This is a genomic window from Oerskovia merdavium (assembly GCF_014836755.1).
Lineage (GTDB): Bacteria > Actinomycetota > Actinomycetes > Actinomycetales > Cellulomonadaceae > Oerskovia > Oerskovia merdavium.
The window spans coordinates 93,107-100,177 of the sequence record NZ_JACSQF010000016.1 but is presented as its reverse complement, the minus strand read 5'-3'; the positions used below and the strand labels follow the sequence as shown (position 1 = coordinate 100,177).

Below are 7,071 nucleotides of genomic sequence, written 5' to 3'. Positions count from 1 at the left end.
ACGGCGCCCATAGTCTAGCAGGGTTGGCTCGGAGACGGTCCCGGGCTCAGTCGCGCAGCAACCCCTGCCGTCGCGCCGCGGCCCCCGCGGCCGGGCGCGCGGCGCCGCCGCGGCGCAGCACCGCAGGCAACCGAGCAGCGTGGCTCGGACCACGACGAACGGACGACATGACCACGACGACCGACCAGGTGACCACGGCGGACCCGCCAGGCGCCCGGACCCCACGCTCGACCACCCCGCGGCCCAGGACGTCCGGAGGAGGTGGGCTGGGGCGGTACGTCCTGGTCCGGTTCCTCCTCATCATCCCGACCGTCTTCATCCTCGTGACGACCGTCTTCTTCGTCATGCGCGCGACGGGCGACCCCATCACCGCGGCGCTCGGCGGCCGGCTCCGCGCCGACCAGCTCGCCGAGCGCATCCACGCGGCCGGCTACGACCGCCCGATCATCGTCCAGTACCTCGAGTACCTGGGCGGGATCCTGCGCGGCGACTTCGGCACCACGATCAGCGACAACCGGCCGGTCTCCGAGATCCTCACGACCTACGGTGCGGCGACGCTCGAGCTCGCGGTCTACGCGCTGATCATCGCGTTCCTGGTCGGCATCCCGCTCGGGCTGCTCGCAGCCCACCACCGCGACCGGGTCCCCGACGCGTTCCTGCGCGTCTTCGCGATCCTCTGCTACGCGACCCCCGTGTTCTTCGCGGGCCTCCTGCTCAAGCTGATCTTCTCGGTCGGCCTCGGCTGGTTCCCCGTCGCGGGCCGTGCCTCGACCGGGGCCGAGCTGCAGATGCTCTCGCTGCCCGACCCGTCGGGCTTCTACGTCGTGGACGCGATCCGTACGGGCGACCCCGCCGTCCTGGGCGACGTCCTGATGCACGCGGTCCTGCCCGGGGTCGCCCTGGGGCTCCTGACCGCCGGGGTGTTCCTGCGCCTCGTGCGGACCAACGTGATCGGGACGCTCGCGACCGACTACGTCGACGCGGCCCGCTCGCGCGGCGTCTCGGAGCGTCGCCTCGTCCGCACGCACGCGTGGCGCCCCGCGCTCATCCCGATCATCACCGTCATGGGCATGCAGATCGCGATGCTCCTGGCCGGGGCGGTCCTGACCGAGACGACCTTCGAGTGGAAGGGCCTCGGCTTCATGCTCTCGCAGTACCTCCAGGCCCGTGACTTCGTCGCGGTCCAGGGGATCGTCGTCCTGCTGGCCGTGATCGTCGCGGTCACGAACTTCCTCGTGGACGTCATCGCGGCGCTCATCGACCCGAGGGTGAGGTACTGACATGGCACGACGACTCTCCTGGGGCCGCCTGCCCGTGGTCCACCAGCTCCGTCAGAGCGTCGGGCTCCAGCGCGGCATGCTCGTCGCGGGCCTGATCATCACGGGGCTCTTCCTCCTCACGGCCCTGACCGCGCCGCTGCTCGCGCCCTACGGGTACAGCCAGCTCCGCAACGCGGACGGGGCGTTCGGCGCGCAGCAGCCGCCGTCGGCCGAGCACCTGCTCGGCACGACCGTGGGCGGCTACGACGTCCTGTCGCGCGTGATCTGGGGCGCGCAGACCGCGGCCCTGGTGATCGTGGTCGCGATCGCGGCGTCGATCGTGATCGGCATCCTGCTGGGCCTGGTCTCGGGGTACTTCGGCGGGTGGCTCGACCGCGTGCTCGTGGTCGTGTGCGACGCGATCTACGCGTTCCCGTCGCTGCTCCTCGCGATCCTGCTCGCGATCGTCATCAGCGGGGGCCAGTCCAAGCTGTGGGGCGGCATCCTCGCGGCCGCGCTCTCGATCACGGTGGTCTTCATCCCGCAGTACTTCCGGGTGATCCGTGCGGAGACGGTCCGGATCAAGGCCGAGGCCTACATCGACTCGGCGCGCGTGATCGGCACGCCGCACCGCCGCATCATGGGTCGCCACGTGCTGCGCAACGCGACGCGCACGCTCCCGCTCATCGTGACGCTCAACGCGTCCGAGGCGATCCTCACGCTCGCGGGGCTCGGGTTCCTGGGCTTCGGGATCGAGCCGACGGCCGCGGCCGAGTGGGGCTACGACCTCAACAAGTCGCTGTCCGACGTGACGAGCGGCATCTGGTGGACCGCGCTCTTCCCGGGCCTCGCGATCGTGCTCGCGGTCCTGGGCATCACGCTCGTGGGCGAGAGCCTCAACGACCTGGCCGACCCGCGCCTGCGCAGCCGCCGGGCGGCAGCGGTCGGTGCGGGCGAGGTCGCGGAGACGTCGGTCGTGCCGGGAGGGTCGCTCACGGCCGGCCCGGCGGGGCTGGGCGGTCTGGAAGGTTCGGGGACGTTGGGTGACGAGGGAATCGAGGTGCGCCCGTGAGCGCGCAGCAGTCAGCAGGCGAAGGCCCGACGACGTCGCGCGAGCAGGGCGCGGTCGTCACCATCCGGGACCTCACGGTCTCGTTCGCGACCGACGCAGGACCCATCCTCGCGGTCGACGGGGTCGACCTCGAGGTCGCCCCGGGCGAGGTCCTCGCGGTCGTCGGCGAGAGCGGCAGCGGCAAGACCGTGACGGCCAAGACGATCCTCGGTCTGCTGCCGGAGACCGCGACCGCGCGTGGCGCCGTCGTGCTCTCGAACAAGGCGGGGACGAGCGAGTCCGACGTGGTCTCCCTCAGCCGCTCCCAGCTGCGGGCCGTGCGCGGCACGGACGTCGCGATGGTCTTCCAGGAGCCGTCGGCCGCGCTCAACCCCGTCTTCACCGTGGGGTGGCAGATCGTCGAGGGGCTGCGCGCCCACCGGCGCGTACGCCGCGCCGAAGGGCGCCGGCAGGCGGTCGACGTGCTGCGCCGCGTCGGGATCCCCGACCCCGAGACGGCGGTCGACAAGTACCCGCACCAGTTCTCGGGCGGTCAGAAGCAGCGCATCGTCATCGCGATGGCGCTCGTGCTCGACCCCGGGCTCATCGTCGCGGACGAGCCGACGACCGCGCTCGACGTGACCGTCCAGGCCGAGATCCTCGACCTGCTGCGGCGCTGCCGCGACGAGTTCGGGACCGCGATCGTGCTCATCACGCACAACATGGGCGTGGTCGCGGACCTCGCGGACCGCGTGGCCGTGATGTACCAGGGCAAGGTCGTCGAGCAGGCCGACGTGCGGTCGCTGTTCGAGGACCCGCAGGCCGAGTACACGCGTGCGCTCCTGGACGCGGTCCCGCGCGTCGGCGGGGGCGTGGTCAACGCGGCGGCCCGGGTCGAGGCGCGTGCCGACGGCTGGGCCGAGGGGGCTCCCGTGGTCGTGGCCCAAGGGCTGCGGATCGAGTACCCGGGCCGGTTCCGCAAGCCCGCGTTCGTCGCGGTCGACGGGGTGGACCTGTCGATCCGTCCTGGCGAGGTGCTGGGGCTCGTGGGCGAGTCGGGCTCGGGCAAGACGACCATCGGCCGGGCGATCGGAGGCCTCACGCCCGTGACGGGCGGGTCGCTGTCGGTGCTGGGCGTCGAGATGCGGGGCGCGCGCGAGCGCGACGTGCGGCCCGTGCGCCCGCGCATCGGGTTCGTGTTCCAGGACCCGGCGTCGAGCTTCAACCCGTTGCTCACGATCGCCGAGTGCGTGGCCGAGCCGCTCGTGGTGCACGGGCGGGCCGCCGACGCGGGGGACGCCCGTGGCCGCGTCGACGAGCTCCTCGAGTCGGTCCAGCTCCCACGTGCGTACGGCGACCGCTACCCGCACGAGCTGAGCGGCGGCCAGCGCCAGCGCGCGAGCCTGGCCAGGGCCCTCGCGCTCGATCCCGAGCTGCTCGTCGCGGACGAGCCGACGTCGGCGCTCGACGTCTCGGTCCAGGCTCGCGTGCTCGAGCTGTTCGCCGAGCTCCAGCGCGAGCTGGGGTTCGCGTGCCTGTTCATCAGCCACGACCTCGCGGTCGTGGACCTGCTCGCCGACCGGATCGCGGTGCTCTACCGCGGCAGGCTCGTCGAGGAGGGGACGTCGGCCGAGGTGCTGGGCGCTCCGCAGCACACCTACACCAAGCAGCTCCTGGCCTCGCTGCCCGTGCCGGACCCGGTGCTCCAGGCCGAGCGCCGGCACGAGCTGGCGGCGCTGCGGGTCTGACGGTCCGCTGAGTGCGGAGTTCTTGCGCGACTCGCCGGGCGTGTCGCGCAAGAACTCCGCACTCAGCGATGTGCCACTACCCGACCCCCAGCGCCTCGAGCCACTCGCGCGGCAGCAGGGCATAGCCCACGAACGCGACCACGTCGAGGATCGTGTGGGCGATCACGAGCGGGATCACGCGGTGGCGCCCCCACCTGCTCGTGTAGAACCACGAGAACACGACGCCCATGACGACGTTCCCGATGAACGGCCCGATGCCCTGGTACAGGTGGTACGAGCCGCGCAGCAGCGAGCTCCACACGACGAACTTCACGCGCCCCCAACCCAGGTCCTTGGTGCGCTCGAACAGGTACGCGACCGCGATGACCTCCTCGAGCAGTCCGTTCTGGAGAGCCGCGAGGATCAGGATCGGGACGGTCCACCAGTAGTCGGCGAGGTTGGCCGGGTTGATCTCGACCGTGATCCCCAGGGCGCGCCCGGCGACGTACAGACCCAGGCCCGGGATGCCGATGACCGCGGCGAGCGCGACGCCCCAGCCCGTGTCGCGCCACGGCCGGCTGCCGTCGAGCCCGATCGCCCGGGTGACCGAACGGCCGCGCGCCGAGAGCAGGTAGAGCGCGAGCGCGACCGGGATGAGCGCGAACCCGATGCTGAGGATCTGATAGGTCAGGTCGAGGTACGGGCGGGGCGACTGGCTGTTGTTGAGGCTCGCGCTCTGCTGGGCGAGCGGGGTGCCCTCGGTGAGGCGCGCGATGATGTTGACGACCGCGTAGACGCCCGACCGGCCGAGGCTCAGTCCCAGCAGGATCCAGATCTCGGCCCCGATGCGGCGGCGGGTCTCGGGCCGGTCGGCCGTCGTCGGTGCCCAGCGGGACCGCTTCCCGCCTCCGGCCTCGCCCGCGGGCGCTACGTCGACCCCCGCCGGTCCGGGCTCGCGCGGCATGCTGGGCGGTGCTGCTGGCTCGGCGCCAGAGCCGGGGGGAGTGCCGGGGGGAGTGGTCACCTGGTCGTTATAGCACCCCGTGCGAAGGCGCGCCGAGCGGTCTTCACACAATCCTCGTGGGTTGGTCAACAGGCGTCCGGAGGGCGTGCAGACCGGTTTCCTACGCTGGGAGGACCGTGACTTCGAACAGACCCCCCTCCCTCAGCCCGACCGCCCGAGACGCCCCTGCGCAGGGCGCCACCGACGACGACCTCGACGAGAAGCCGCCAGGCCTCTCCGTCACCCAGGTCGTCGCGAGTGCGCTCGCTGCCGTGAGCTCGACGGTCCTGCTGTCGTACCTGGGGGTCGCCGGGACGATCATCGGTGCGGGCATCGCCTCGGTCCTGACGATCGTCGGGAACAACCTCTACACGCGCTCGATCCTCAAGACGCGGCGCCAGATGAAGGCGGCCCTCCAGGCGGGCGTCGTCCTGCCGGTCGGCAAGAACGGGCGCAAGGTCCTGCTGCCGACGCTCGCGGGGTCGCACGGGCAGGGCGCGGGTGGGTCGGACGGTTCCGACGGTTCCGACGGCGGGTCGGCTGAGGACGAGGACGCGACCAGGAGCGGCACCGCGGTGCTTCCTGCGGTCGGCGGCACGGGGAGGGTCGCGGACACCGCGGTCCTGGACCCGGCCGACCTCGACGGGACGGACCTCGGCGACCTGCGCACGGCGGCCGGGCAGGCAGTCGACGGGCCCGACGGCGCCACGGACCTTTCCGAGGACGGTGACGCCTCGGAGGACGGGGGAGCGGGCGACGGGACCGACGACGACGCGGCAGGCTCGAGCCGGCCGAGCCGACGGACCCTGATCCTGTCGACCGTCGCGGTGTTCGTCGTGCTCCTCGTGGGCGTGACCCTGGTCGAGGTGATCGCCGGGCGGCCCCTGAGCGAGATCCTGCGCGGCGAGGAGGGCTCGGGGACGACCATCAGCCACGTCGTCTCGCGCGAGCCTGCAGCAACAGACGGGACGACGGGCGGCACGACCGACACCACGACCGACGTGCCGAGCTCGGGCACCACGCCCAGCCCGGCGCCGAGCGAGACCACGTCGACGCCCACGCCGACCGATCCTCCGACGACGGTCCCGGACCCCGAGCCGACGACGCCGGTCACGCCGGCCCCGGACCCGACCCCGGGGACGGGCGGGGACACCGGCGGCTCGGGCGCGGGCTCCGGCTCGGGAGGTACCGACCTCGAACAGCTGCCCGGCACGGGAACCGGTAGCGGTGCGGGGAGCGGCACAGGCGCGGAGGGCGTCCCGGGCGCGGGCGCCTCGGGTTCCGCGACGTCCTGACGGCTCTCCGCTGCCGAGAAGTGAGTAGATGCCCCTGATCCACGCGGATCAGGGGCATCTACTCACTTCTCGGCGTCCGAGATCGATCCCGGTCGACCCCTTGCGCGCACCCCGCACCTCCTGGCAGGCTACAAAGTAGTTTGCAGTACAAACCTCAGGAGGAGCCGCCGTGCCCGCCCAGACGCCCGACCAGACCGCCGGACCCGCCCAGGGACCCGACGACGACCTGCCGCTCGACCCTGCCGAGAGCCTGCGCCTCATCGCGGCCCAGCAGGAGAGGGCCAAGGACGTCGAGCCCGACGGCCGCGTCCTCTACGGCGTCTGGGGGCTGGCCTGGCTGCTGGGCTACACGACGCTCTACGCGAGCTCGCTGCGCACGGCCGACGCCGCAGCGACGGCGACCGGAGCGACCGGGGCGGGTGGCGCCGTCGGGCAGCCCGAGCCCTGGGCGTTCCTCGCCTTCACCTTCCTCATCGTCTCGGCGGTGGCGATCACGATCGTGCACATCATGACCCGCACGAGCGGCCTGCGCGGCACGAGCGCCCGCTCGGGCGCGCTCTACGGCTGGGCCTGGTTCATCTCGTTCGCGGCCATGAGCATGGTCCTCGGCGGCCTCGGCCGGGCGCGACCCCCGAGGTCATGGCGCTCGCGAGCAACTCCCTGTCGTGCCTGGTCGTCGGGATCATGTACCTCGCGGGCGGGGCCATGTGGCAGGAGAGCCGTCTGTACGTCCTAG

Annotated in this window: 6 protein-coding genes; 5 read left to right on the top strand and 1 reads right to left on the bottom strand. The window is 72.4% G+C overall.

Annotated features, from left to right (window positions below; genetic code table 11):
* Positions 1–167 precede the first annotated feature (167 nt).
* From H9641_RS15190 to H9641_RS15180, 3 genes are read left to right on the top strand one after another with little or no spacing between them, the layout of a single operon-like run.
* Positions 168–1,280, top strand: a complete 1,113-nt coding sequence (locus H9641_RS15190) for an ABC transporter permease (RefSeq protein WP_191805222.1) — start codon at positions 168–170, stop codon at positions 1,278–1,280.
* Position 1,281: 1 nt separating this feature from the next.
* On the top strand, positions 1,282–2,331 hold the full coding sequence (locus tag H9641_RS15185; RefSeq protein WP_191805220.1) for an ABC transporter permease: 1,050 nt from the start codon (positions 1,282–1,284) through the stop codon (positions 2,329–2,331).
* The gene (locus tag H9641_RS15180; RefSeq protein WP_191805218.1) at positions 2,328–4,058 is read left to right on the top strand and encodes a dipeptide ABC transporter ATP-binding protein; all 1,731 of its coding nucleotides are present in this window, start codon (positions 2,328–2,330) and stop codon (positions 4,056–4,058) included. The genes H9641_RS15185 and H9641_RS15180 overlap by 4 nt, the downstream gene beginning before the upstream one ends.
* A 76-nt stretch (positions 4,059–4,134) precedes the next feature.
* Here H9641_RS15180 and H9641_RS15175 read toward each other — a convergent pair whose 3' ends face one another.
* The gene (locus tag H9641_RS15175; protein WP_318244621.1) at positions 4,135–5,061 is read right to left on the bottom strand and encodes a CPBP family intramembrane glutamic endopeptidase; all 927 of its coding nucleotides are present in this window, start codon (positions 5,059–5,061) and stop codon (positions 4,135–4,137) included.
* A gap of 116 nt (positions 5,062–5,177) precedes the next feature.
* Between H9641_RS15175 and H9641_RS15170 the strand changes: the two genes are divergently transcribed.
* Both H9641_RS15170 and H9641_RS15165 read left to right on the top strand, forming a co-directional pair.
* A complete protein-coding gene (locus H9641_RS15170) occupies positions 5,178–6,335 on the top strand; it encodes a hypothetical protein (RefSeq protein WP_191805216.1) in 1,158 nt (385 codons plus the stop codon).
* 169 nt (positions 6,336–6,504) lie between these two features.
* Complete coding sequence (locus tag H9641_RS15165; RefSeq protein ID WP_191805214.1) at positions 6,505–7,071, top strand: hypothetical protein; 567 nt, start codon at positions 6,505–6,507, stop codon at positions 7,069–7,071.